26 protein-coding genes and 1 pseudogene are annotated in these 23,131 nt (G+C 73.3%); 10 read left to right on the top strand and 17 right to left on the bottom strand.

The window, feature by feature from the left end:
- Window positions 1–31: 31 nt before the first annotated feature.
- Complete coding sequence (locus tag ACQP6G_RS06675; protein WP_429763456.1) at window positions 32–310, top strand: acylphosphatase; 279 nt, start codon at window positions 32–34, stop codon at window positions 308–310.
- Here the strand turns inward: ACQP6G_RS06675 and ACQP6G_RS06670 are convergent.
- Window positions 300–1,004, bottom strand: a complete 705-nt coding sequence (locus ACQP6G_RS06670; RefSeq protein ID WP_429763455.1) for a class I SAM-dependent methyltransferase — start codon at window positions 1,002–1,004, stop codon at window positions 300–302. The two genes, ACQP6G_RS06675 and ACQP6G_RS06670, sit on opposite strands and share 11 nt — an antisense overlap.
- Window positions 1,005–1,068: 64 nt before the next feature.
- Here ACQP6G_RS06670 and ACQP6G_RS06665 point away from each other — a divergent pair, with 64 nt between their 5' ends.
- A complete protein-coding gene (locus tag ACQP6G_RS06665) occupies window positions 1,069–1,809 on the top strand; it encodes a class E sortase (RefSeq protein WP_429763454.1) in 741 nt (246 codons plus the stop codon).
- A gap of 25 nt (window positions 1,810–1,834) precedes the next feature.
- Complete coding sequence (locus tag ACQP6G_RS06660) at window positions 1,835–1,996, top strand: hypothetical protein (protein ID WP_429763453.1); 162 nt, start codon at window positions 1,835–1,837, stop codon at window positions 1,994–1,996.
- A gap of 16 nt (window positions 1,997–2,012) precedes the next feature.
- On the opposite strand, the gene ACQP6G_RS06655 is transcribed toward ACQP6G_RS06660, so the two are convergent.
- Window positions 2,013–3,002: a LacI family DNA-binding transcriptional regulator gene (locus ACQP6G_RS06655; RefSeq protein WP_429763452.1), complete on the bottom strand. Its 990-nt coding sequence runs from the start codon at window positions 3,000–3,002 to the stop codon at window positions 2,013–2,015.
- Window positions 3,003–3,046: 44 nt separating this feature from the next.
- On the opposite strand from ACQP6G_RS06655, the gene ACQP6G_RS06650 reads away from it, so the two are divergent.
- Window positions 3,047–3,919 (top strand): LLM class F420-dependent oxidoreductase, encoded by an 873-nt coding sequence (locus ACQP6G_RS06650; RefSeq protein WP_429763451.1) that lies wholly within the window; start codon window positions 3,047–3,049, stop codon window positions 3,917–3,919.
- 11 nt (window positions 3,920–3,930) lie between these two features.
- Here ACQP6G_RS06650 and ACQP6G_RS06645 read toward each other — a convergent pair whose 3' ends face one another.
- Both ACQP6G_RS06645 and ACQP6G_RS06640 read right to left on the bottom strand, forming a co-directional pair.
- The gene (locus ACQP6G_RS06645; protein WP_429763450.1) at window positions 3,931–5,718 is read right to left on the bottom strand and encodes an ABC transporter ATP-binding protein; all 1,788 of its coding nucleotides are present in this window, start codon (window positions 5,716–5,718) and stop codon (window positions 3,931–3,933) included.
- A gap of 34 nt (window positions 5,719–5,752) precedes the next feature.
- Complete coding sequence (locus ACQP6G_RS06640; RefSeq protein WP_429763449.1) at window positions 5,753–6,076, bottom strand: antibiotic biosynthesis monooxygenase family protein; 324 nt, start codon at window positions 6,074–6,076, stop codon at window positions 5,753–5,755.
- Window positions 6,077–6,201: 125 nt separating this feature from the next.
- Between ACQP6G_RS06640 and ACQP6G_RS06635 the strand changes: the two genes are divergently transcribed.
- Window positions 6,202–6,621, top strand: a complete 420-nt coding sequence (locus tag ACQP6G_RS06635; protein ID WP_429763448.1) for a ScoMcrA-related endonuclease — start codon at window positions 6,202–6,204, stop codon at window positions 6,619–6,621.
- Between the two features lie 93 nt (window positions 6,622–6,714).
- Here ACQP6G_RS06635 and ACQP6G_RS06630 read toward each other — a convergent pair whose 3' ends face one another.
- The 6 genes from ACQP6G_RS06630 to ACQP6G_RS06605 form a co-directional block, all read right to left on the bottom strand.
- Complete coding sequence (locus tag ACQP6G_RS06630; protein WP_429763447.1) at window positions 6,715–7,902, bottom strand: RNA polymerase sigma factor; 1,188 nt, start codon at window positions 7,900–7,902, stop codon at window positions 6,715–6,717.
- Entirely contained in the window at window positions 7,899–8,312 is a 414-nt protein-coding gene (locus tag ACQP6G_RS06625) for a YciI family protein (RefSeq protein WP_429763446.1), read from the bottom strand. The genes ACQP6G_RS06630 and ACQP6G_RS06625 overlap by 4 nt, the downstream gene beginning before the upstream one ends.
- 109 nt (window positions 8,313–8,421) lie before the next feature.
- Window positions 8,422–8,583, bottom strand: a complete 162-nt coding sequence (locus ACQP6G_RS06620; protein ID WP_429763804.1) for a hypothetical protein — start codon at window positions 8,581–8,583, stop codon at window positions 8,422–8,424.
- Between the two features lie 90 nt (window positions 8,584–8,673).
- Entirely contained in the window at window positions 8,674–8,949 is a 276-nt protein-coding gene (locus ACQP6G_RS06615; RefSeq protein ID WP_429763445.1) for a metal-sensitive transcriptional regulator, read from the bottom strand.
- A gap of 31 nt (window positions 8,950–8,980) precedes the next feature.
- Window positions 8,981–10,711 carry an FAD-dependent oxidoreductase gene (locus tag ACQP6G_RS06610; RefSeq protein ID WP_429763444.1) on the bottom strand — a complete coding sequence of 577 codons (1,731 nt, stop codon included), beginning with the start codon at window positions 10,709–10,711 and terminating at the stop codon, window positions 8,981–8,983.
- A gap of 74 nt (window positions 10,712–10,785) precedes the next feature.
- Entirely contained in the window at window positions 10,786–12,261 is a 1,476-nt protein-coding gene (locus ACQP6G_RS06605) for an MFS transporter (protein ID WP_429763443.1), read from the bottom strand.
- A 109-nt stretch (window positions 12,262–12,370) separates the two neighbouring features.
- On the opposite strand from ACQP6G_RS06605, the pseudogene ACQP6G_RS06600 reads away from it, so the two are divergent.
- Together ACQP6G_RS06600 and ACQP6G_RS06595 are read left to right on the top strand one after the other, a co-directional pair.
- Window positions 12,371–12,707 (top strand): annotated as a pseudogene (locus tag ACQP6G_RS06600) (substrate-binding domain-containing protein); the annotation flags it as partial.
- A gap of 46 nt (window positions 12,708–12,753) precedes the next feature.
- On the top strand, window positions 12,754–13,374 hold the full coding sequence (locus ACQP6G_RS06595) for a TetR/AcrR family transcriptional regulator (RefSeq protein WP_429763442.1): 621 nt from the start codon (window positions 12,754–12,756) through the stop codon (window positions 13,372–13,374).
- Window positions 13,375–13,424: 50 nt separating this feature from the next.
- On the opposite strand, the gene ACQP6G_RS06590 is transcribed toward ACQP6G_RS06595, so the two are convergent.
- Window positions 13,425–14,522: a Gfo/Idh/MocA family protein gene (locus tag ACQP6G_RS06590; RefSeq protein ID WP_429763441.1), complete on the bottom strand. Its 1,098-nt coding sequence runs from the start codon at window positions 14,520–14,522 to the stop codon at window positions 13,425–13,427.
- Window positions 14,519–15,319 (bottom strand): sugar phosphate isomerase/epimerase family protein, encoded by an 801-nt coding sequence (locus ACQP6G_RS06585; protein WP_429763440.1) that lies wholly within the window; start codon window positions 15,317–15,319, stop codon window positions 14,519–14,521. The genes ACQP6G_RS06590 and ACQP6G_RS06585 overlap by 4 nt, the downstream gene beginning before the upstream one ends.
- Window positions 15,320–15,535: 216 nt before the next feature.
- Here ACQP6G_RS06585 and ACQP6G_RS06580 point away from each other — a divergent pair, with 216 nt between their 5' ends.
- A complete protein-coding gene (locus tag ACQP6G_RS06580; RefSeq protein ID WP_429763439.1) occupies window positions 15,536–16,174 on the top strand; it encodes a dihydrofolate reductase family protein in 639 nt (212 codons plus the stop codon).
- 21 nt (window positions 16,175–16,195) lie between these two features.
- Here the strand turns inward: ACQP6G_RS06580 and arfB are convergent, their stop codons facing one another.
- The 5 genes from arfB to ACQP6G_RS06555 all read right to left on the bottom strand — a co-directional run bounded on the left by arfB (window position 16,196) and on the right by ACQP6G_RS06555 (window position 20,216).
- Entirely contained in the window at window positions 16,196–16,633 is a 438-nt protein-coding gene (arfB, locus tag ACQP6G_RS06575; protein WP_429763438.1) for an alternative ribosome rescue aminoacyl-tRNA hydrolase ArfB, read from the bottom strand.
- Between the two features lie 100 nt (window positions 16,634–16,733).
- A complete protein-coding gene (bsh, locus tag ACQP6G_RS06570; RefSeq protein WP_429763436.1) occupies window positions 16,734–17,681 on the bottom strand; it encodes a choloylglycine hydrolase in 948 nt (315 codons plus the stop codon).
- Between the two features lie 155 nt (window positions 17,682–17,836).
- The gene (locus ACQP6G_RS06565; protein ID WP_429763435.1) at window positions 17,837–18,463 is read right to left on the bottom strand and encodes a group I intron-associated PD-(D/E)XK endonuclease; all 627 of its coding nucleotides are present in this window, start codon (window positions 18,461–18,463) and stop codon (window positions 17,837–17,839) included.
- Window positions 18,464–19,252: 789 nt separating this feature from the next.
- The gene (locus tag ACQP6G_RS06560) at window positions 19,253–19,864 is read right to left on the bottom strand and encodes a GntR family transcriptional regulator (RefSeq protein ID WP_429763434.1); all 612 of its coding nucleotides are present in this window, start codon (window positions 19,862–19,864) and stop codon (window positions 19,253–19,255) included.
- Window positions 19,865–20,051: 187 nt separating this feature from the next.
- Window positions 20,052–20,216, bottom strand: a complete 165-nt coding sequence (locus tag ACQP6G_RS06555; protein WP_429763433.1) for a hypothetical protein — start codon at window positions 20,214–20,216, stop codon at window positions 20,052–20,054.
- Window positions 20,217–20,313: 97 nt separating this feature from the next.
- On the opposite strand from ACQP6G_RS06555, the gene ACQP6G_RS06550 reads away from it, so the two are divergent.
- On the top strand, window positions 20,314–21,636 hold the full coding sequence (locus ACQP6G_RS06550) for a nucleotide sugar dehydrogenase (RefSeq protein ID WP_429763432.1): 1,323 nt from the start codon (window positions 20,314–20,316) through the stop codon (window positions 21,634–21,636).
- 60 nt (window positions 21,637–21,696) lie between these two features.
- Window positions 21,697–23,052, top strand: coding sequence for a glycosyltransferase family 2 protein (locus tag ACQP6G_RS06545; RefSeq protein WP_429763431.1), 1,356 nt, complete (start codon window positions 21,697–21,699; stop codon window positions 23,050–23,052).
- Window positions 23,053–23,131 lie beyond the last annotated feature (79 nt).

Raw genomic sequence — 23,131 nt, 5'->3', positions numbered from 1 at the left:
CGGCGCGGGGACGGCGAGCACGGGAGGGCGGATGACCACCACGGTGCGGCGGCGGGTGCGGGTGCACGGCCGCGTGCAGGGCGTCGGGTTCCGCTGGTCGACCCGCGAGGCGGCCCGCCGGGCGGGCGTGGGCGGGCTCGTGCGCAACCTCCCCGACGGGACGGTCGAGGCGGAGGTCGAGGGCACGCCCGACGCGGTGGACGCGATGCTCGCGTTCCTGCGCGAGGGCCCGCCCGGGGCCCTCGTCACGGGGGTCGACGTCGAGGACGTGCCGCCGGTCGGCGAGACCGCCTTCGACGTCAGCGGCTGACGCCCCTCACGGTGGCCGGCACGCGCGCCGCCACGAGCTCGACGACGCCGGCCCGGGTGCGCGCGTGCTCCTCGATCGCGAGCCCCCGGTCGAGCACCCACCGCATCGGCCGTCGCCGGAAGTGCTCCCCGGCCAGCGGGACGCTCACCGCGTCCGCGAGCGCCTGCAGCGCCCGCACCGGCCAGGCGCTCGAGGCGACGTGGTCGGCCAGCAGCAGCAGGCCGCCGGGGCGCAGCACCCGCGTCATCTCGGCGAGGGCCGCGCGCTCGTCGGCGATGCCGCACAACGAGAACGTGCACACGACGGTGTCGAACGCGGCGTCGGGCAGGTCGAGCGCCTGCGCGTCGCCGACGCGGAGGTCGGCGTCCGGGTCGATCCCGAGCCCCAGGCGGGCGACGCGGCTCCGCGCGACGTCGAGCATCCCGGCGCTCTGGTCGACGCCCACGTAGCCGTCGGGCCGGGCGGTCACCGCGGGCGGGAAGTGCTCGAGGTTGAGCCCCGTGCCGACCGCGACCTCGAGGGTGCGGCCCTCGGCCAGCGCGCAGAGCCTCTCCCGCACGCCGGGGAACATGCGTCGCTCGGCGGCCGTGAACGCCCGGTCGTAGCCCGCGGACTCGCGGTCCCACCGCCGCCGCAGCCGCGCCGCCCGCCCGCGCTCTGCGCGCCCGCGCTGCGCGCCGTCGTCGCTGGTCACCGCCCCAGGTTCCCACGGCCGCCGGGACCCGCGACAGGGCCGCGGACCACGTAGCATTTCGCAGGTGACGAGTCCCACCCATGCCCGACCCGCCCGACGCCGCGGCGCCGGCAGCGCGATCGTGGGCGGCGTCGGCGAGATCCTCATCACTCTCGGGGTGGTGCTCGGGCTGTTCGTCGTCTGGCAGCTGTGGTGGACGTCCGTCGAGGCCACGGCCCAGGCCCAACAGGTCATGCAGGAGTTCGAGGCGACGCTGCCGCCCGCCAACCCCGAGCCCGCCGAGCTGCGCACGGACGACCCGCCGGTGCCCGACGCCGTCGGCTACGGGGAGACGATCGGCACGCTCATCGTGCCCGCCTGGTACGGCCTGACGAACAACGCGATGCCGATCGCGGAGGGCACCGGCATGGACGTGCTCGACCGGGCCATGGCGGGCCACTACGAGACGTCGCAGCAGGTGGGCGACATCGGCAACTTCGCGCTCGCCGGGCACCGGCGCACGCACGGCAACTCGTTCCGGCACGTCGACAAGCTGGAGGAGGGCGACCAGATCATCGTCGAGACGGCGAAGACCTGGTACGTCTACGAGGTCACCGACCACGAGATCGTCACGCCCGACCAGGTGGACGTCGTGGCGCCGGTGCCCCACCACCCGGACGAGAAGCCCACCGAGCGGCTGCTGACGCTCACCACGTGCCACTCGCTCACCCTGGGCGAGTACGGCAACGACCACCGCTGGATCACGTACGCGACCTTCGTCGGCTGGATGGACCGCGCCGACGGCACCCCCGACCAGGTGCGCTGACCGGTCCGCTGGAGTTGGAGACGACATGTACGCGTGGATCTTCCACCACCTGCCGGGCAACGTGTTCTGGCGCGTCCTGCAGTCGCTGGTGCTGGTCGCCGCCGTCGTGGCGGCCCTCTTCCTGTGGGTGTTCCCCGCGATCGCCCCGTACCTCACGCTGCTGGAGGGCGACCCCGCGGTGGGCTGACGCCCGGCCCGACCACTCAGCTGCTCGCGCGCACCACCAGCTCGGGGTCGAACAGCACCTCCTCGGGCGCCGACGCGGGGTCGTCGATCTCCCGCAGGAGGATCTCCGCGGCGGTGGTCCCGATTTCCTCGGCCGGCTGGCGCACCGTGGTCAGCGGGACGGCGCCGGTGGTCGCGAACGGGATGTCGTCGTAGCCCACGAGCGCGACGTCGTCCGGCACCCGCACCCCGCCGTCCAGCAGGGCGCGCACGAGGCCGAGGGCGTGCATGTCGTTGCCGGCCAGGACGGCGTCCGGTCGCCGGCCGGGGGCCGCCGCGGCGATGCGGCGGCCCACCTCCGCGCCCTCGGCCATGCCCAGGTCCGCCGAGTGCACGACCTCCAGCGTCGCCCCCGCGGTGCCGTCCACGACCTCCTGCATCCCGGCGAGCCGCCGGCGGACCTGCTGCACCCGGGCCCGGCCGGTCGCCGCGAGCAGCCTGCGGCGGCCGCCGTCCACCAGGTGCTGCGCCGCGAGGCGGCCGCCCTCCCGGTGCCGCAGCGAGACGGTCGACAGCCGCCCGGCCGGGTCCTGCTGGTCGACCACCACGACGGGGCTGCCGCGGTCCTTGCGCGCCGTCAGCGCGACCATCTGCGCGTCGTGCGGGGCCACCACCATGCCGTCGAAGCGCAGCTGCTCGAACAGGGCGACGAGGCGCTCCTGCTGGTCGGGCGACTCGTGGGTGCTGCCCGTGACGAGGGTGAGGTCCGCGCCCGCGACCACGCGCTCGACGGCGGTCACGACGTCCGCGAAGAACGGGTTGGACGCGTTGATCACCGAGACGCCGACGATCCCGGACCGCTGCCAGCGCAGCTGCCGGGCCGACAGGCTCGGCACGAAGCCGAGCTGCTCCACGGCGGCCCGGATGCGCGCCGTCGTCGCCGGCGCCACCTTCTCCGGGCGGTTGAGGTAGTTGGAGACGGTCGCCGCCGACACGCCGACGTGCCGCGCGACGTCGTGGATGGTCACCACCGGGGCTCACCCGCCAGGACGGTGCGGTGCAGGATGGGCGGATGGACACGCGACCGACGCCCCGCGCCCCGCTGCGCTTCGGGGTCAAGCTGACGCAGGACGCCCCGGTCGACACCTTCCGCCAGGTCTGGCAGGTCGCCGACGAGGCCGGGTTCGACCACGTGTGGGTGATGGATCATCTCGCCTCCCTGGGCGCGGACGACGACCGTCCGATCTTCGACGCGTGGGCCATGCAGGCGGCGATGGCCGTGGCCACCTCGCGGGTGCGGATCGGCTGCATGGTGTCGGGCAACTCCTACCGCCACCCGGTGATGCTGGCCAAGCTGGCCACGACCGTCGACCACCTCTCGGGCGGCCGGCTGGAGCTCGGGATCGGCGCCGGCTGGAACGAGCACGAGCACACGATGTACGGGCTCGACCTCGGCACCGTGCGCGAGCGCATGGACCGGCTCGAGGAGTCGCTGCAGATCCTCACCTCGCTCTGGACCGAGCCGCGGACCACGTTCGACGGCGCGCACTACCGCCTGGCGGACGCGGTCGCCGAGCCGAAGCCCGTGCAGCGCCCGCACCCGCCGATCTGGGTGGGCGGTTCCGGGCCGCGGCGCACCCTGCGGCTGGTGGCGCGGTACGCCGACGCGTGGAACGACACGTCCAGCACGCCGGAGCAGGTGGCGGCGCTCGGCGAGGTGCTCGAGCGGCACTGCGCCGACGTCGGCCGGGACCCGGCCGAGATCCGGCGCACCGTGCAGCTGCGGCTGCGCGAGCACCCGCTCGCCGAGCTCCCGGGCCTGGTGGAGCGGTACGCCGCGGCGGGCGTGTCGGAGTTCGTGGTCGTGCTGTCCTCGGGCGAGGCGGCGCTGCGGGAGCTCGACGGCGTGGTCGCCGCGCTGCCCGCGCTGCGCGGCGCCGCCTGAGCCGGCCCGCACTACGCCGCGCCCGCCTGCGCGGCGTGCAGCGCGGCGTACCGGGCCCCGCGCCGCAGCAGCTCGTCGTGGCTGCCGACCTCGACGACGCGGCCGTGCTCGAGCACGACGATGCGGTCCGCCGCGCGCACCGTCGAGAGGCGGTGCGCGACGACCAGGGTCGTGCGGTCGCGCATGAGGCGGTCGAGGGCGTCCCGGACGACCGCCTCCGCCTCCGGGTCGAGCGCGCTGGTGGCCTCGTCGAGGAACAGGACGCGCGGGTCGCGCACCAGAGCCCGCGCGATGGCGAGGCGCTGGCGCTGGCCGCCCGACAGCCGGGCGCCGCGCTGCCCGACCACCGTGTCCCAGCCGTCCGGGAGCGCGTCGACGAACTCGAGGGCGTTGGCGTCGCGCAGGGCGGCGCGGACCCGGTCGTCGGTGGCGGCGTCGTCGTCCAGCCCGTATGCGACGTTCTCCCGGATCGTGCCCTCGAACAGCACCGACTCCTGCGGCACGACCGACACCCAGCGCCGCACGCTGCGCAGGTCGAGCCCGGCCATGTCCGCGCCGTCGAGCAGGAGACGGCCGGCGGTGGGCCGCACGAACCCGAGCACGAGGTTGAGCAGGGTCGACTTGCCGGAGCCGGACGGCCCGACGAAGGCGACCGTCTCCCCCTCCCGGACCTCGAGGTCGACGTCGTGCAGCGCGTCCTGCGTCGCGTCCGCGTACCGGTGCGACACGTGCTCCAGGCGCAGGTGCCCGCGCACCTCGTCGACGCGCCGGCGTCCCTCGTTGCGCTCGAGGTCGGGCTCCGCGAGCACCTCCGCGATCGAGCGCACCGACTCCACGCCGCGCGCGGTCACGGGCACGAGGTTGAGCACCTGGGTGAGCCCCTGGGTGAGGAGGCCGAAGTACGTCGACAGCAGCACCACCTCGCCGGGCGTGACGGGGATGAGCCCGGTGAGGGAGACGACGGCCGCGAGCACGAGGCAGCAGACGCCGAGCAGCTGCATCGCGACCCACGAGACGGACGCGACGCGCCCGTTGAGCAGGTCCAGCCGCAGGGCGGCGCGGCGCACCTCGTCGGCGCCGTCGGCGACGCGGGACACGGCCGTGCGCTCCAGGCCGTGGGCGCGCGTCACGGGGATGAGGGACGCCATCTCCCCCACCTGGGCCGAGAAGCCCTCGATCTCGCGGCGGAACTCCGCGTTGCGCGCCTGCGAGCGCCGCGACATCGTGCGCCGGATGACCAGCGCCGTCGGGATGGCGAGCGCGTAGACGGGCAGGAACTCGGGGACCTTCAGCGCCGTCATGGTGATCGCGCCGACCATCACCATCGCCGCCGACAGGAGGGGGTGCGTGACCTGCTGCAGCATGAGCTCGACGTTCTCGACGTCGCGCACGACCTTGCTCTGCACGACGGCGGAGCTGGCCCGGGAGTAGTAGCCGATGGACAGCTCCTGGAGCCGCTCGACCAGCGCGTTGCGCAGGGCGGCGCCCGTGTCGCGCACGACGGTCATGAAGTTCCGCGTGTACACGATGTGGTTCGGGTAGTTCTGCGCGAGAAGCACGACCGCCACGGCGAACCAGATCAGTACGCTCGTCACCGGCCCGCCCTGGGCGACGACGTCGATCACGGCCCCCGTGATGACCGGCAGGAACCACAGGGGCGTCTCCTTCACCGCGAAGGCGAGGAGCGCCACCGTCATGCGGCGCGGCCGTGTGGCCAGCAGGCGCAGCAGCGAGCGCACCGGCCGTCGGCCGTCGAGGAGGGGCTGGTCGGACGTGCTGGCAAGGGCTTTCCGGCGCACGAATCGATTCTAGTCAGACCGGTCAGGCCCGTTCTCAGCGAGGCCCGTCGGGCCCGTAGGACCGCGACACGGTGGCAACGCGCACCTGATAGTCGGAGTACCAGGCGTCCCGGCCCCGCCGCTGCGCCACCACGTGCTCGGAGACCTGCTTCCACGCGGCGGCCGCGGCGTCATCGACCCAGTACGAGACCGTGATGCCCAGGCCGTCGCGGGCGGACTCGATGCCGAGGAAGCCCGGCTCGGCACGGGCGCGCTCCTCCATCCGTTCGGCCATGCGGGCGTACCCCTGGTCGCCCTCGGTGCGCAGCGACGTGAAGATGACGGCGGTGTAGGGCGGGGCGGGTGTGGTGGCGATCACGTCGGGATCGTAGCCGGACCGCGGGCGTGACGACGAGTCCCTGCGGTCCTCGCCACAGTCGGGCCCAGACGGTCGGAGGGCGCCCGCACCGCGACTAATCTGATGCCGTGGCTACCTTCTCGAGCGTGACGCGCCAGCACATCCTCCGGGCGATCGAGGAGCACGACGACCGCGGCCCCGACGCCTTCGTCGGCGTCTACGGGTTCACGCCCACGCCCGGCCACACGTTCGTCCACGAGGAGCGCACGTACGACTCCAAGGCCGTGCTCGGCGTCGCGCACAAGTACGCCACGGGCGTCCCGGCGCGCGCCGAGGACCTCGTCGACGCCAAGTGCGACGACGCCGCCATCCTGCGCAAGCACGGCTTCGTGGCCACCGCCCCCGCGTCGGCCGCGCCGGCCACGGCCCGCAAGGCCGCCGCCCCGCGCCGCAAGGCCGCGAGCGCCCCGACCCGCAAGCCCGCCGCCCCGGAGCCCGAGCTCGCGATCTGCCCCACCTGCTTCACCGCGCTGCCCGCCACCGGCATCTGCGACGAGTGCGGCTGAGCCCCGCCCGCTGACCCGGCGGCCCGCGAACCCCGCACCCCCGCAGGCGCGGGTGCGGCGGGCTCGGCAGCGGAGGGCTCGACAGCGGAGGGCTCAGCCGGCCTGCTGCCGCACGCGCGCGGCCTGCGCCGTCAGGTGCGTGCGCTCCGCGGTGCTCGTGGCCGCGTCGGCGGCCAGGGCGTAGCGCCGTGCCGCCTCGGCGAGGTCGCCCGCCCGCTCGTGCAGGAAGGCCGCAGCGGCGTCCCGGCGCGGGACGTCGGGCGGCAGGTCCTCGACCAGGCGCAGGCCGGCGAGCGGACCGTCCACCTGCCCGACGGCGACGGCGCGGTTGAGCTCCACCACCGGGTTGCGCGGCTCCAGCCGGACCAGCTCGTCGTACCACTCGAGGACCTGCGGCCAGTCCGTCTCCTCCGCCGTCGCCGCGTCGTCGTGGAGGGCGGCGATCGCCGCCTGCGCCTGGTACGGCCCGAGCCGGTCGCGGGCGAGGGCGCGCTGCAGCAGCGCGACCCCCTCCGCGATCGCCGCCGTGTCCCACCGGGAGCGGTCCTGCCGATCGAGCGGCACGAGCTCACCCGCCGCGGTCGTCCGGGCGTCGCGGCGGGCGTGGTGCAGCAGGAGCAGGGCCAGCAGGCCCGCGGCCTCGACGTCGTCGGGGACGGCACCGACGAGCTGGCGGGCCAGCCGGATCGCCTCGGCCGCGAGGTCGACGCCGTCGGCCCGGCCCGTGGGCCCGCCCGTGAAGCCCTCGTTGAAGATCAGGTAGAGCACGCGCAGCACGGCGCGCACGTCCCCGGGCTCGCCGAACCGCTCCCCCGCCACCGTCCGCTTCGCGCGCGAGATGCGCTGCGCCATGGTCGCCTCCGGCACGAGGAACGCGCGGGCGACCTGCGCCGTCGTCAGCCCGCCGACCGCACGCAGGGTGAGGGCCACCGCCGAGGCCGGGGAGAGCGCCGGGTGGCAGCAGCGACTGAGCAGCAGCAGGGTGTCGTCGGCCTGCTCCGCCGGGCCGGGCGGGGGCTCGAGCGTCACGCGGATCTCGCGCTGCGCGCGGGACGACGCCGACCGGCGCGCGTCCACGAACTTGCGCCACGCGACCGTGACCAGCCACCCCTTGGGGTCCGACGGCGCGCCGCCCGGGGCGCCCCAGCGACGCACCGCCTCCAGGAGCGCCTCCTGGACGGCGTCCTCGGCCGTCGCGAAGTCGGCGCCCCGCCGGACGAGGACGCCGAGGACCTGGGGGCCCAGGTCTCTCAGCGCCTCGTCCCGGTCGGTCGGCGTCATCCGGTGACCTCGGCGTCGTCCGTGAGGAAGGGCCGCACCTCGATCCACTCGTGCAGCGGACGCCCCCCGGGGCCAGGGGCCGAGGACAGGTACGCCGCGGCCTCGTACGCCCGGTCCTGGGAGTCGACGTCGATCGCCATCCACCCGGCGATGAGGTCCTTGGTCTCGGCGAAGGGCCCGTCGGTGACCGGCGGCCGCCCCTCGCCGTCGTACCGCACGAAGTCTCCTCGCGGGGAGAGCGCCTGGGCGTCCACGAACTCGCCGCGCTCCTTGAGGTCCTCGATCATCCGGCCCATGAACTCCATGTGCGCGGTGACCTCGTCGGGCGTCCACCGGTCCATCGGCACGTCCGTGCCGGGCACCGGCTCCGGGATCCCGCGGTAGTGCTTCAGCAGCAGGTACTTGGCCATGGTCCACATCCTGTCGTCGCGGGCGGCGCCTGTCACCGCCGACACCCCAGGGACGGAGCCGCGCGCCGGTTCTCGACATCCGCCCGGGCCTCCGCACCGGCGGCGCGGGTCAGCGGCCGAGCAGGCGCGACAGGAAGCTGCCCCCGGACCTCGTGGACGGCTCGTCGTCGTGACCGGGGCACCACTGGCCCGCGGGGACAGCGCGGCGGACGTCGTCGACGTGCTGGCCGCAGCCGTTCCAGGTCGTCTTGCCGCACGTCGTGCAGGTCACGGGATAACACACGGTGGGGGATCTCCTTCGGTGGTGCGGGGAGCCGCAGTCGCGGGTGCGCTGGGCGGGAGGGTCGGGACAGACGCCGGCTCAGGCCAGCGTGAGGAAGAGCTTCTCCAGCTCCTCGGTGGTCAGGCCGTCCTCGCCGGAGCCGGCGTCCGGGTCGGCGAGGCACTCCTTCATCGCCGTCGAGATCACGGCGAAGCCGGCACGGTCCAGGGCGGCCGAGACGGCGGCGAGCTGGGTCACGACGTCGCGGCAGGAGCGCCCCTCCTCGACGGCCTCGATGACAGCGTTCAGCTGGCCGCGGGCGCGGCGCAGGCGGTTGGCGATGCGGCGCTGGGCGTCGCTGTCGGTGGTGAGCATCGGTCCTCCGTGTCGGGCGGGTGGCGGTGGGTCAGGCGTGGACGGGCACGACGAGCAGGTCCTCCGCCCGGTCGCCGAGGACGGCGCGCAGGGTGAGCGTCCCGCCGGAGAGCGAGGCGGAGTCGAGCCCCGCCTGAGCGAGCACCCGGTGGGCGATCGCCGACCGCACGCCGGACGCGCACAGGACGCGCACGGGCCGTCCGGCGGCGGCCTCCCGGACCTCGGCGAGCCGGCCGCGCAGCTCGGTGTGCGGGACGAGCAGCGCGCCGGGCAGGTGCCCGGTCGCGACCTCTTGCGGGGTGCGCACGTCGAGCACCAGCGCCTCGGCGAGGACCGCGTGCACGTCCTGCGCGTACCAGAGCCGCAGGGTGCCGTCGAGCACGTTGGAGCCGACCATCCCGGCGAGGTTGACCGCGTCCTTCGCCTGCCCGTACGGCGGGGCGTACGCGAGGTCGAGGTCGACGAGGTCGCCCACGGTCATGCGGGCGCGGAGCGCCGTGGCCAGCACGTCGACGCGCTTGTCGACGCCGTCGCGCCCCACGGCCTGGGCACCGAGCAGCAGCCCGTCGTCCGGGCGCACGTGCAGCACGAGGTGCACCTGGCCGGCGCCGGGGAAGTACCCGGCGTGCTGGTGGGGGTGCAGGTGCAACGTGCGGTAGGCGATCCCGGCGGCGTCGAGCGCCGCGCGGTTCGCGCCCGTCGTGGCCGCGGTCAGCTCGCCGACCCGCACGATCGCCGTGCCCAGCGGCGCCGGCAGGGGGCGGGCCGTGCCCGGGCGGACGACGTCGTCGGCGACCAGGCGGCCCGCACGGTTGGCGGGGCCGGCCAGGGCCACCGGGCGCCTGAGGCCCGTGACGGCGTCGGGCTGCACGACCGCGTCGCCCACCGCCCACACGCCCGGGGCGGAGGTGCGGCCGTGCTCGTCGACGACGATCGCGCCGCGCTCGCACTCCAGCCCGGCGGCCTCGAACGTCTCCGTGTCCGGTCGGACACCCACGGACAGCACCACGACGTCGGCCGGCACCCGGGCGCCGTCGCCCAGCACGACGACGTCCTCGTCGGGCCCGCCCTCGACGGCCTCGGCGGCCACCCCCGTCCGCACGGCCACGCCGAGGCGGCGCAGCTCCTGCGTGACGAGGTGCGCGACCTCGTCCTCCAGCGGCGGCAGCACGTGCGGGCCGAGCTCGACGAGGGTGACCTCGAGACCGGCGGAGGCGAGCACCTCGGCGGCCTCGACGCCGATGAACCCGGCGCCGAGCACGACGGCGCGGCGTGCCCCGTCCTGCACCCGCTCCCGCAGCGTCCGGGCGTCGTCGACGGTGCGCAGCGTGCGCACCCGCGCGGAGCCGAGCCCGTCGATCGGCGGGCGCACGGCGCGCGCGCCCGGCGACAGCACGAGGGCGTCGTACGGCAGCTCGACGACGCCGTCGGCGGTGGTCGCGGTGACGACGCGCCGGTCGGTGTCCAGGGTGGTCACGTCGTGGCCGGTGCGGACGTCGAGGGCGAGGGACGCACGCAGGGACTCCGGGGTCTGCACGAGGAGCCGGTCCGAGTCGGGGATCTCGCCGCCCACGTGGTACGGGAGGCCGCAGTTCGCGAACGAGACGTGCGCCCCGCGCTCGAGCACGACGATCTCGGCCGACTCGTCGAGGCGCCGGGCACGGGCGGCGAAGCTCATGCCGCCGGCCACTCCCCCGACGACGACGATCCGCCGGCGGGCGGGCGGGGCGACGGCGATCGGCGCGGTGCTGCTGTCGGTCATGGGTCGAGAATACCCCGGGGGGTATTGTGTGTGCCAATCCGCTGGTCAGCGCCGCGCGCGCCGCGCACCGACGTTCAGGCCTCCCCGTCGCGCTCCGCGTCCCGCGCGGACAACGGGGTCGCCACGTCCTCCAGGGAGCGCCGCTCGGCGCCGACGCCGAGGAACATCGCCACCACCCCGCCCGCGACCATCAGCGCGGCGCCGACGTAGTACCCCACCGCGATGCCGGAGATGTCCTGCGCCTGGCTCGCCGACTCGATCAGCCGCCCGAACAGCAGCGGCCCGGTGATGCCGCCGACGGCGGTGCCGATCGCGTAGAAGAACGCGATGCACAGCGCCCGGGTCTCCATCGGGAAGACCTCGCTCGCCGTGAGGTACGCGGAGCTCGCCCCCGCCGACGCGACGAAGAAGACCGCCATCCCGAAGAACGTCAGCGTCCACGCCGTGAGGCCGCCGAGCATCAGGCCCGCGACGGCGAGCAGGACCCCGGAGACGATGTACGTCCCGGAGATCATCCGCACCCGCCCCACCTTGTCGAAGAAGGGGCCGAGGACGAGCGCCCCGAGGAAGTTGCTCACCGCGAAGAGCGCGATGTACGCGCCGGTCTGCCCCACCCCGAGGAACGTCTGCAGCGTGTCGCCGAACGTGAAGAAGAACGCGTTGTAGAGGAACGCCTGCCCCACGAACAGCGCGAGGCACAGCACCGTGCGCCGCGGGTACTCGGCGAACACGGTGCGCGCGACCCGCGCGAGGCTCACCGTGTGCCGCTGCTTGACCGTGAGCGAGCCCTCGGGCTCCGCCAGCTCCACGCCGTCCTCCTCGGCCACCCGCCGCTCGATGTCGGACACGATCCGCTCGCTGTCCCGCTCGCGCCCGTGGATGAACAGCCACCGCGGGCTCTCCGGCACGTTGCGCCGGACGAACAGGACGCACAGCCCGAGCACGGCCCCGAGCGCGAAGCACAGGCGCCACCCGAGCCAGGCCGGGATCAGCTCGGGGTTCAGCAGCGGGATGGTCAGCAGGGCGCCGCCCGCGGCGCCGAGCCAGTACGACCCGTTGATGGCGATGTCGATCCGGCCGCGGTACTTCGCGGGGATCAGCTCGTCGATCGCCGAGTTCACCGCCGCGTACTCGCCCCCGATGCCCAGCCCGGTGACGAAACGCATCGCGAAGTAGTACAGCGGGTTCATCGAGAACGCCGTGAGCACGGTGCCCGTGAGGTACACGAGCAGCGTGAGGATGAACAGCCGCTTGCGGCCGAACCGGTCGGTGAGCTGGCCGAACACGAGGGCCCCGAGGCACGACCCCGTGACGTAGACGGCGCCCGCCAGCCCGATGTCCGCGCTCGTCAGGCCGAGGCCGGTGTCGCCCTTGAGCGCGTCGGACAGGTTGCCGACGATCGTCACCTCGAGGCCGTCGAGGATCCACACCGTGCCCAGCCCGACGACGATCATCCAGTGCCACCGCGCCCACGGGAGCCGGTCGAGCGGGGCGGGGATGTCGGTGGTGATGGTCCGCAGCGTCGTCGCGCCGCCCTGGGTGGAAGGCATGCTCCGTCGTACGCCGCCCCCGGGATGCACGCACGACGACGGCTCATGCTTTGGTCCACGTGGTTGCTCACCCGAACGGACCACGGGTCCAGCGCGCCCGCACGTGAGGAGACCGACCACCGTGGGCATCGCCGCCGCGGCCCGGAACGTCTCGACGTCCGACGCGAAGGGCAAGGTCGCCGTCACCGGCCTCGGCACGCCGAACCAGATGCGGGAGTACGTCGAGGACGGCACGGTCACCGAGTTCGCGCTCTGGAACCCGGAGGACCTCGGCTACCTCGCCGCGTTCGCCGCCGACGCCATGGTCGAGGGCACCATCACCGGGGCCGAGGGCGACTCCTTCACCGCGGGCAAGCTCGGCGACTTCACCGTCGACGCCGACGCGACCGTGCTGCTCGGCGACCCTACCCTTCACCAAGGACAACATCGACGACTTCGACTTCTGACACCCGCCACCGAGGACGGTCCGCCCACGCCCGGTAGGTTGGCGGCGTGGACGGACCGGGCGGGGCAGACGACGACGCGGCGCCCCGGCGCGGCTACGCGAAGGGCGCGGCGCGCCGGGCGCAGATCCTGGACCAGGTGCTGCGGATGGTCGCGGAGCACGGGGTGGACGCGTCCTCGCTCCGGTCGGTGGCCGACGCCGTCGGCGTCTCGCACGCCACGCTGCGGCACTACTTCCCCTCGCGCGACGACCTGCTCGTGGCCGTCTACCACGAGCACGAGGTCCAGCGGGGCGACGCCGGCGGCCCGCCCACGTCGGCGGTCGGCGGGATGCGCGAGAGCGCCGTCCTCAACCGCGAGGTGCCCGGGCTCGTCCAGCTCTACACGACGCTCGCGGGCGACGCCGCGAGCGAGGGCCACCCGGTGACCCGCGAGTTCTTCCGCGAGCGCTTCGCGCGCCTGCGGGCCGAGCTGTCCGACCGGGTCCGCGCCGACCAGGAGGCGGGGCGCATCGACCCCGCCGTCGACGCCGGCGACCTCGCCGCGCTGGCGATCGCCGCATCCGACGGGATCCAGGTGCAGTGGCTGCTGGACCCCGACGCCGTGGACGGCGCGCGCGTGCTCGAGCTCCTCGAGCGGCTGGTGCCGCCGCCTCCTCCCGCGTCCTGACATGACGAGGGGCCGGGTCCGCAGGACCCGGCCCCTCGTCGCGGGCGGCGTCAGAAGGTCGACGCCGCCGGGTCGAAGTCCTCCGTCAGCGGCGGCGGCGCGTCGACCGTGGACGCGACGTCGACCGCCGTCCCGGACTCCGCGGCGTCGCGGATCGCGAGGAGCACGTCGAGCACGTGCAGCGCGACCGCGCCGGAGGCCCGCTCGGGGCGCCCCTCACGGATCGCGCGCGCCAGCTCGACGACGCCGGTGCCGCGGCCCCAGGTGGAGCCGGTCGCGGCGACCGTCTCGGGCTCCTCCTGCCCGTACCGCCACAGGGTCGAGTCGCCGTCGAACACGTTCGGGTCGGGCAGCACGATGGTGCCCGTCGTGCCGTTGATCTCGACGAACCCGGCGCGCGGCAGGGCGTGCTGGAACGAGAACGTCGACTGGGCCGACTGCCCGCCCCGGAACTGGATCAGCGCCGCGTGGTGGGTCGGCACCTCCACGGGGAAGGTCGCCCCGGCGCGCGGGCCGGACGCGATCGTGCGCTTCTCGAGCGACTTCGACGACACGGCCTGCACGCGGGCCGCCGCACCGAGGGCGTGCACGAGGGTCGTGACGTAGTACGGCCCCATGTCGAACAGGGGCCCGGCACCCGTCGCGTAGAGGAAGTCGGGGTCCGGGTGCCACGCCTCCGGGCCGGGGACGTGGAACATCGTCGTCGCGGTCAGCGGCTCGCCGATGTCCCCGCGGGCGATGGCCCGCAGCGCGGACTGGATGCCCGCGCCGAGGACGGTGTCCGGGGCGCACGCGACACGCAGCCCCTTCGCCTCGGCGGCCGCCAGCAGCGCGGCGGCCGACGCGTGGTCGGTCGCGATCGGCTTCTCGCTCCACACGTGCTTGCCGGCCGCGACGATCTGGTGCCCGACCTCGGCGTGCACCGCCGGGATGGTCAGGTTGACGACGATCTCGATGTCGTCGCGGGCCAGCAGCTCCTCCACCGTGCCCGACGACGCGACGCCGTAGGCCTCGGCCTGCGCGCGAGCCCGGTCGAGCAGCACGTCGGCCACCATCCGGACCTCGACGTCGGCGAACTGCGTGAGGTTCTCGAGGTACTGCGTCGAGATGTTCCCGGCACCGACGATGCCGACGCCCACGCGGCTCACTTGTCGTTCTCCTGCAGCCAGGCGAGGGACGCGGCGACGCCCTCGAAGACGTCGCCCGCGTAGGAGTCGAACTCCACGACCCGGATGGCCTGCGGCGCGGCGGCGAGGATCGCCGGCACGTCGACGTCACCCTGGCCGGCGGGGACCTGGTTCTCGTAGGCGGCCTTGAGCGCGGGCGGCACCTCGAGCGCGCTCTCGCTGGAGGGCAGCACGGTCGCGATGTCGCCGGACACCTCGCCGTCCTTGACGTGGATCGCGACGACGCGGTCGCCGAGCGTCTTGAGCACGGCCGGGGCGTCGGCGCCGCCGACGGTGGCCCAGAACGTGTCGACCTCGAGCACGGCCTCCGGGTCGAGCTGCTCGGCGAAGATCTCGAAGACCGGCCGGCCGTCGACCTTGTTCGTGAACTCCCACTGGTGGTTGTGGTAGCCGAAGCGCAGGCCGTGGCCGGCCGCCCGGACGGTCAGCTCGTTGACGCGGTCGGCGAGCTTCTTCGCGTCGTCCGCCGTCTGCCACCGCTCGGTCGGGACGAACGGGTCGATGACGATGCCGATGCCGAGGCGGGCGGCGGCCTCGAAGACGACGTCGGGCTCGGCGACGTCGATGACGGCGGCGTGGCCGGACGGCGCGGCGAGCCCCGTGGCGGCGAAGGCGCGCTCGAAGTCGGCGACGCGCTCGACGAACGCGTACGGCTCGACGTTCTCGTACCCGATCTCGCGGACGCGCGCGACGGCGGCGTCCAGGTCGGCGGCGATGGCATCCCGCAGCGAGTACAGCTGCACGGACGTGATGGGCATCTGGGGGCTCCTTCGCGTGGTCTGCGGTCCGACTTCCGTCGATGCCCGTACAGAAGTACGCCGCACCGCGCCGGAAGCCGTGGACGAGCCTACCCCCAAAACCTCACAGTGGAAGGTTTCTCTCCCGATCTCTGTGCCGATGAGTTCTCCCGACCGACCCGGTCTCCCCCGTGAGCCGGCCGACCGTCCAGCGCCGGACGACCTCCGGAGGACACCATGGGACTCATCCACCTCGAGCTGTTCGCCACCCTCGACCTGGTCGCCCAGGCCCCGGGCGGTCCCGACGAGGACCCGCAGGGCTTCCCGTTCGGAGGCTGGCAGGCCCCGCTCATCGACGAGGTCGCCGGCGAGCAGATCGACGCCGCCTACGGCGAGGGGACGGACGCCCTCCTCCTGGGCCGGCGGACCTACGACATCTTCGCGGGCTTCTGGCCGCACCAGAGCGGCGACGGCCAGGACGGCGACATCGCGACCCTCTTCAACAGCATCCCGAAGTACGTCGCCTCTCGCGGCACCCCCGACCTCTCCTGGGCCGGCTCCACCCAGCTCGGCCCGGACCTGCCCGCCGCCGTGCGGGAGATCCGCGACCGGCACGAGCACGTCCGCGTCGTCGGGAGCCTCGATCTCGTGCAGACGCTCCTGCACGAGAAGCTGTTCGACCGCATCGACCTCTGGGTCCACCCCATCGTCCTGGGGGTCGGCAAGAAGGTCTTCGACGGCGGGGAGGTGCCCACGAACCTCCGGCTCCTCGAACCTCCCGTCGCCGGCCCCAGCGGCACCGTGTACCTCCACTACGGCCTCGCCGACGGCGTGCCCGCGACCGGCGACATGGCGGCACCCGACCGCGGCGCCTGACGACCGCCGTCCTCGCCGGTCTCAGTCCTGCGGCGGGCGCCGCATCCGCTTGACGCCCGCGCGACGCTTCTTCGCGTCGATGCGCCGCTGGGCCGACCCCCGGGTCGGGCGCGTCGGGCGCCGGCTCGGCCCGGGCGGCGCGAGCGCGTCGGCGACGAGCGCGGCCAGCCGGGTCCGGGCGGCGTCCCGGTTGCGCAGCTGCGCGCGGTGCTCGGACGCCACGACGGTCAGCACGCCGTCGGGCGCCCGCCGTCCGAGCCGCTCGAGGATCCGTGCGCGCTGGGTCTCGGTGAGGACCCGCGACGCCGTGACGTCCCACGACAGCTCGACGCGCGAGTCGGTCGTGTTCACGCCCTGACCCCCCGGCCCCGAGGAGCGCGAGAAGCGCCAGGACAGCTCCGCCTCGGGAAGGACGAGAGCTGGCGTCACGCGCAGGCCGCTTCGGGCGTGGTCGGGCATCCGACCATCATGCCCGGCACGCGTCCGCGGGGCGTCGCCGGTCACGTCGCCGCGGTGCGCCAACCGGTCCTCACCCCGCTCGCACGCGGGTCGGTTCGCGCTACGCCAGGACCAGGTCCGTGCCGTCGGCCGGATGGTCGGCCAGCGCGACGCAGCGGATCGCCGGGTCGTCGTAGGTGCTCCAGTAGTACGTCGAGGTCCGGGAGGAGAAGAGCCCCGTGTAGATCGTGATCTCGAACTCGCCCGAGCCCATCGCGGCGCATCCGTCGACCATCGCCACCTGCTGCAGGGTGTGGAAGGCGCGGCTGACGTTCTCCGTCTCGCTCTCCCTGGAGGGGTAGTGCGCGTTGACGTACGCCGCGCGGACGAACCGGGACGGCGAGTAGTAGTCGCCGGGGATCCCGCGCATGTGCGAACCCGACCCGAACGGGCTGAGGACCGCCCTGCCCAGCGCGACGTCCTGAGGGAACTCCGGCGAGGTGTTGAGGTAGTTGCGCAGGTTCTCGTGGTGCCAGGCGAACCCGGGCTGGTTCGTCAGCACGTCGACGTCGTCGTCGAACACGTGCATGCCGTCGCTCGTGTGCTCCACCACGATCGCCCGCGTGCCGTCGCCGACGATCCAGTGGAGCAGCGAGCTGGGGTACCTGTCGTTGATCGGCCGGTCGACGATCACCACGTCCGCGAGCGCGGCCTCGACCTCGTCCACGCTCGCGAACTGCGAGCACACCCACAGGGGGAACTCGAACGCGGCGACGTTGACGGCGCCGTCCACCGGGGCGGGGGCGTAGGCCGCGTATCCCGGGAAGTTGAGCCCAGCGACCGCCAGTCCCACGTCGTTCCCGCAGTCGAAGTAGAGCGGCGTCGACTCTTCCACGATGCCCATGCCGATGGTGGCGTGCTTGATGTCGGGGACCGCACCGAACGGTGAGCTCGGCGCGAAACCCGTGGGCGTCATCACCACCTGCTGCCCGTAGCCGCTGGTCCAGTCGAGGTTCCGCGCCAGGTAGACGCTGCCGTGGCCGTCCGAGAACCGGATTCCCGTGCACATGTCGTGTTTCCCATCGTCGTGCCGATGCGACGTGCCTGAGGCGTGCTCGCTCATGCCGTGTCCCGCCCCGTCTCGTGGCCATCGTGACCCGCAGCGGACATGCGCGCCCGTGGGGCGATGCACGGGGCCGAAGACGCGTCCGTCCGGTACCGGCGTCAGGACACGTCGGCAGCAGGTCCGGCGGAAGCGAGTGTCGGCAGCCTGTACCGGGCGTACGAGCCCACGTGGATCGCGTGCAGCCCGCCCACGACGGCGGCGGGGATCAGGTACTGCCGCAGCTCGCCGTCGATGACGAAGAAATCGTCGATTTCGTCCGGGTCGTACGTACGCCGTTCGCCACGAGAGGTCGAGAGGTAGACCTTCCAGGTCGCGCCGGCGCGCGTGGTCGTCGTCTTCACCTGGACCCGGCGCGTGCCGGACCGGGTCGTCACGAGCAGGTCGTAGCGAGCAGGTTCGAGCGGCCACGAGACATCGGCGCCGCACAGGGTGAACCACGCTGCGGCGAGGAGCGACCCCGCACGGTCGAGGCGAGCGATATCGGGCCGCGGAGCATCTTTCACATCGACGTCCGACGTCGTGAGGTGGTCGGTATCCAGGCCGAGCCGCGCGGCGTGCCCCTTCGCCGTGACGATCCCGGACCCACCCCTGAGACCCAGTCGAACGGCGACATCCGTCCACATGGTCGCCTCGCGGACCGCCGTCATCAGTTCGCCCTCGGTCCACCCGCGCTGCCCGGTGAAGTGGCGGTAGTCGAGGCCGAGCGCGTCCGCGCGCCCCCGCACCGATCTCATCGACCCCGCCGACCTGCCCGACATCCCGAGCTCTCGAAGGGTCCCGCGCCATGACCGCGCGCTCGCGACGGCCTCGGCGAGCTGCTCGTCGGTGTACCGGCGTTGCCGTCCCCTGGGAGGACCGTAGGGCGCGGGACCGACGGGGACCGCAGGGCCGACCGACGCGAACGACGAGAGGCTCGGACCACCTCCGGTCCGAGCCTCTCGTTCGCGTGCTGGTCGGGCTGACAGGATTTGAACCTGCGACCCCCTGGTAGAGGTTCTGGCGAAACGCTCGATCTTCTGACCTGTATGAAATAGCTCTGACCTGCATCGATGGCACGCATCGGGTGGCCACGTGATGGTCGATCACTGGCGCCAATGGGCCTTGGCAGTCGTAGTTTCTTGACACTTTTTGGACACCTCAACGAGAGCCGGCTCGGGCGGCCGAGATGCACGGCCGAGGCCCCTCCACCCGCTCCCGAGAGCCCCTTAACGACCGCACGGGGGTTAGCCGCGGAGTCCGTACGGGCGGGGACGGTGAGCACGCCTTGGATGCTAGTTGGCGACTCCACGTTGAGTCGCCCTCCAAGTTGTCGGCGCTGCAAGGATCACCCGGCCGCGTTGCCGGGTCGTACCCCAATCGTGCGCACTTACGTGCGATGGACGGTCGGTGGGCCGGATGTCGCCCGTCGGCGTCGTAGTCGGTGCACCACGCGGGTGTCCGAGACCCCGAATCGGGCCAAACCAGGTATGACGGTCGTTCTGCGACAGGCCGTAGCGCAGCGATGGCTCGAGCGCTCAGGTCGCCGCGAGCATCTGTTCTGTGAAGTAGCGCCAGTAGGCGCTGACGATCCCTTGCAGCAGGTCGGCGTCGTTTTCGCGGACCGCCGCGATGATTGAAGCGAATTGCTGCGCCTGCTCCAAGCGGACAAGGCGGTCTTGCCGGGCGTGCACGAGCCGGTCTATGTGGGGCCGCAACCCAGCCGTCACTTTCTCGAGCACCGCGTTGTCCGCTCGGGCTATGAATAAGTCATGCAGCTCGATCGCGTGCAGTTCGTAGTTCTCAGGAGCCCGAAGCGCGGTCCGCATCTGCTTCTCGCCCAGCGTGGTCAGCCAGCTGACGTCCTGGCCGGACAGTCGCGGGAGGGCCAGACGGCTCGCGTATCCGACGAGTTCAGCCAGCAGGTCGCCTACCTGCCTCAGGTGGTTGGGATCAAGGTCTGCGATCCGACTCCCGCGGTTGACCTCGATCCGGAGCATGCCGATCTCGGCCAGACGGCGGAACGCCTCGCGCACCGGCGTGCGGGAGACGCCGAGGAGTTCTCCGACCTCCGACTCCTTGACGACCTCGCCCGGCGCCAGCTCGCCCTCGACGATCGCGTCGAGCAGGACCTGGTACACGCCGTCCACGAGGGCGCTCGTGGCGGGCAGGGGACGGCGGGGTGGGCTGAGCGGCACGGTTCCTCCTCGGGTTCGGCACGAGACTAGAGGCTGCGGGCCCCCGCGCCCCGGTCGGGCGCGCTGGCCCGGGCGAGCACAGGACGACGGCGGGCCGACGCCCCGAGGACGACCGGCCCGCTGTACCGCTCCTGCTGTCTCATCCGCGCCGTGCGGCACGTCTGCTGCGCAGGCGCAGCAGGACCGCGCCCACGAGGACGAGCCCCGCGGCCGCGAGGGCGAACCATCCCAGGCCCGCTTGCGCCCCGGTCATGGCCAGCACCGCCATGCCACCACCGGTCGCCATCGGCATCCCATCGCTCATGATCTGTGTCACCTCCCTTGTCCGTATCCGTGTATACATGCATACTAGAGGTGTCAGCACGAAGAGTTCAACCCCGAACCTCGAAAGAAGCGCGATCATGACCACCGTCACCACCAACCGCCCGGCCACGTCCCCGGCGCCCGCCCTCCCCAGCACGAGCACCACGTTCGACCTCGCCGTCGTCGGGCTCGGCTACGTCGGCCTCCCCCTGGCGCAGGAGGCCGTCGCCTCCGGCCTGCGCGTGGCCGGCTTCGACATCGACGAGGCCCGGGTCGAGGGGCTGCGCGCCGGCCGCTCGGCCGTGGACGACATCTCCAACCGGCAGGTCGCCGAGATGACCGCGGCAGGCTTCGTTGCCGGCACGGACGAGCGGCTGCTACGCCGCGCCCGGGCGGTCGTCATCTGCGTTCCCACCCCGTTGGGGGCGGACGGCGGGCCCGACCTTACCGCGGTGCGCAGCGCCGTCGTCACGGTGGGCCGTAACCTCCAGCCGGGCACGCTTGTCGTGTTGGAGTCCACGACGTTCCCCGGTACCACCGAGGACATCGTGGCGCCCATCCTCTCGGAGCACTCCGGGCTCAGCGCCGGCACGGACTTCCACCTCGCCTTCTCGCCGGAACGGGTCGACCCGGGCAACGGCACGTTCGGTGTCCGGAACACGCCCAAGGTCGTCGGCGGGCTCACCCCGGCCTGCACCGACCGCGCGACCGCGCTCTACTCCGCGTTCGTCGACCGCGTCGTCCCGGTGTCCTCGCCGCGCGAGGCAGAGACTGCGAAGCTGCTGGAGAACACCTACAGGCAGGTGAACATCGCCCTCGTGAACGAGCTCGCCCAGGCGTGCCACGACCTGGGCATCGACGTGTGGGACGTGATCGGGGCCGCCTCTACCAAGCCGTTCGGCTTCCAGCCGTTCCGGCCGGGGGTCGGCGTCGGCGGGCACTGCATCCCGATCGACCCTATGTACCTCAGCGCCCACCTGCGCGAGCAGACCGGGCGTCCCCTGCGGATGGCGGAGCTGGCACAGGAGATCAACGTCGCGATGCCCTCGTACGTCGCGCGCCGCAGCCAGGACCTGCTCAACGACGCGGGGGTCCCGCTGCGCGGTGCCCGCGTGCTCCTCCTCGGCGTCGCCTACAAGCGGGATATCTCCGACGACCGCGAGACACCCGCCCGACCGCTGGCCCAGGCCCTGCTGAGCCACGGCGCCCAGGTCGAGTACCACGACCCGCACGTCCCGGAGTGGGGCGAGCCCGGCGTCGGGCGGGTCGACGACGAGGAGCTGCGCGCCGCCGTCGCCGAGGCCGACCTCGTCATCCTCGTCCAGAAGCACAGCGCGTACGACCTGGCCGGCCTCGCGGCGACGGCGCAGCGCTTCTTCGACACGACCGGCACGCTTGACCAGGCCTCTGACCGGCTCTGACCGGCCCGCCAGGTCTGCACCGTCCCGTCCACCCGCGCCATCACCGCCGGAGAGAGCATCATGACCGCATCAACGCACGCACCGCTCGCCGCCACCCGCGTCCCGGGACGCGTCCGCTGGGTCCTCGTCGCCGGGGCGGTCCTCGGCATCGTCTGGGCCACCCATCGTCTGGCCTTCCTCCTGACCGGCCATAGCCCGGTGCTGTGGGTGTACGTCGCCGGCATGCTCTTCCTCGTCTGGCAGCTCGCCACCGCCGCGTTCGACCGGCCCGTCGCCGCATCCACCGAGGGCGCCGCGCGGATGGCCACCGCGCGGGTCGCCGTCCTCGTGCCCGTTTACAACGAGGCCGACGACATCCTGCGCGGCAACCTCGAGGCGCTCCTGCGCCAGACGCACCCGCCGGCCGCCGTCTGCGTCGTCGACGACGGGTCGACCACCGGCGACTACGCGCCGGTGCGCGACTGGTTCGTCGAGGCCGCCCCGAGGGCCGGTGTCGCTGCGACCTGGCAGCGGCAGGAGAACGGCGGCAAGCGGAGTGCCCAGGTCGCCGGGGCGCGCGCGTTCCCGGACGCCGACTTCTACGTCACCGTCGACAGCGACACCCAACTCGACGCGCGGGCCATCGAGGAGAGCCTCCAGCCGTTCGCCGACCCGCAGGTCCAGTCGGTGGCGGGCACCATCCTCGTGACCAACTACCGCACGAATGTGCTGACCCGGATGCAGGAGGTCTGGTATCTGTCCATGCAGATGGTCGACCGCGCGGCCCTGTCCCGCGCGGGCGCCGTCCTGGTGAACTCCGGCGGCCTGGCGACCTATCGCGCCGCCGTCCTGTGGGACCACGTCGAGGACTACCTGACCGAGACCTTCCGCGGCCGCCCCGTGCACACCTCGGACGACAGCCTGCTGACCCTCTTCGCCCAGCAGCGCGGACGCACGGTGCACCAGCCCAGCGCCTTCGCGTTCACCGCGATGCCGTCCACCTTCGACGGGCACCGGCGCCAGCAGCTGCGCTGGATGAGGGGATCCTTCCTGCGGTCGGGCACCCGGCTCCGCAGCTTGCCCCTCGGCCGGTTCTCCTACTGGTACCACGTGGCCCGCTGGATGCAGTACACCGCCGCCACCGCCGCGCTCGTCGTCCTCCTCGTCTCCGGCACGCTCCTGCAGCCCGCCACCCTGGCGCTCGGCGCGTGCATCGTCGGGGGCGTCCAGCTCGTCGTCGCCTCCCCCTACCTCGCGCTGCGACGCAGCGACCAGACGACAGCCCAGCGGCTGGCCGTCTACGCCTGCGCACCCCTCGTCGGCCTGTGGAGCGTGACCTTCCTCCGTGTCCTGCGCTGGTACGCGATGGCCACCGTCAGCAACGTCTCCTGGGGAACCAGGCAGTCCATCGAGATCACCGCTCCTGTCACGGGGTGACGATCGGGAAGTTCGGGTCGAACTTGTCGAGCAGGGTGGCGTAGGAGTCGCGCCGGCGTCGCCCTCGATCGTGATCTTC

The organism is Isoptericola nanjingensis, from assembly GCF_050311635.1.
In the GTDB taxonomy this organism is placed as follows: Bacteria; Actinomycetota; Actinomycetes; order Actinomycetales; family Cellulomonadaceae; genus Isoptericola; species Isoptericola nanjingensis.
This window is presented reverse-complemented; position numbering and strand designations above follow the sequence as displayed.